The following is a 1735-nucleotide window of genomic DNA, read 5'->3' on the forward strand; positions in this document are numbered from 1 at the left end:
TTTTCTTGAAGCATAAATACATAGGTAACAAGTTTTACGAACCGTTCAATTCATTAGAAAAGAACTAAGGTGAGAATACTTTTAAATTCTGGAGTTTCGTTCTGAACAGAGACAACGAAGTTGGTTGAGATAGGGTATATGGCGTAAGCTTTATATGTTTTATCTTTTCCATTTCAAATATATTTTACAATGTAGAGTTTGATCCTGGCTCAGGATGAACGCTAGCTACAGGCTTAACACATGCAAGTCGCAGGGTAACATGAGGAAAGCTTGCTTTCCTTGATGACGACTGGCGCACGGGTGAGTAACGCGTATCCAACCTTCCCATAACTACGGGATAACCCGTTGAAAGACGGCCTAATACCGTATGATATCGTTTGCTGACATCAAATAACGATTAAAGGTTTAGCGGTTATGGATGGGGATGCGTCTGATTAGCTTGTTGGCGGGGTAACGGCCCACCAAGGCTACGATCAGTAGGGGTTCTGAGAGGAAGGTCCCCCACATTGGAACTGAGACACGGTCCAAACTCCTACGGGAGGCAGCAGTGAGGAATATTGGTCAATGGGCGAGAGCCTGAACCAGCCAAGTAGCGTGCAGGATGACGGCCCTATGGGTTGTAAACTGCTTTTATGTGGGGATAAAGTGCGTGACGTGTCATGCATTGCAGGTACCACATGAATAAGGACCGGCTAATTCCGTGCCAGCAGCCGCGGTAATACGGAAGGTCCGGGCGTTATCCGGATTTATTGGGTTTAAAGGGAGCGTAGGCTGTCTATTAAGCGTGTTGTGAAATTTACCGGCTCAACCGGTGGCTTGCAGCGCGAACTGGTCGACTTGAGTATGCAGGAAGTAGGCGGAATTCATGGTGTAGCGGTGAAATGCTTAGATATCATGACGAACTCCGATTGCGCAGGCAGCTTACTGTAGCATAACTGACGCTGATGCTCGAAAGTGCGGGTATCAAACAGGATTAGATACCCTGGTAGTCCGCACGGTAAACGATGGATGCTCGCTATTCGTCCTATTTGGATGAGTGGCCAAGTGAAAACATTAAGCATCCCACCTGGGGAGTACGCCGGCAACGGTGAAACTCAAAGGAATTGACGGGGGCCCGCACAAGCGGAGGAACATGTGGTTTAATTCGATGATACGCGAGGAACCTTACCCGGGCTTGAACTGCCAGCGAACGATACAGAGATGTTGAGGCCCTTCGGGGCGCTGGTGGAGGTGCTGCATGGTTGTCGTCAGCTCGTGCCGTGAGGTGTCGGCTTAAGTGCCATAACGAGCGCAACCCTTTTCTTTAGTTGCCATCAGGTGATGCTGGGCACTCTATGGATACTGCCACCGTAAGGTGTGAGGAAGGTGGGGATGACGTCAAATCAGCACGGCCCTTACGTCCGGGGCTACACACGTGTTACAATGGGGCATACAGAGTGTTGGCTTAACGCAAGTTTGGTCTAATCTTCAAAGTGTCTCCCAGTTCGGATTGGGGTCTGCAACCCGACCCCATGAAGCTGGATTCGCTAGTAATCGCGCATCAGCCATGGCGCGGTGAATACGTTCCCGGGCCTTGTACACACCGCCCGTCAAGCCATGAAAGCTGGGGGTGCCTGAAGTCCGTAACCGTTAAGGAGCGGCCTAGGGCAAAACTGGTGATTGGGGCTAAGTCGTAACAAGGTAGCCGTACCGGAAGGTGCGGCTGGAACACCTCCTTTCTGGAGACGAAACAACG

1 rRNA gene is annotated in these 1735 nt (G+C 50.4%); it reads left to right on the top strand.

The annotated features are described in order from the left end of the window. Positions 1-186: 186 nt before the first annotated feature. A 16S ribosomal RNA gene (locus HMPREF9304_RS01140) occupies positions 187-1718 on the top strand. Positions 1719-1735 lie beyond the last annotated feature (17 nt).

It is taken from the genome of Hoylesella timonensis S9-PR14 (genome assembly GCF_000762405.1).
GTDB classification, from domain to species: Bacteria; Bacteroidota; Bacteroidia; order Bacteroidales; family Bacteroidaceae; genus Prevotella; species Prevotella timonensis_A.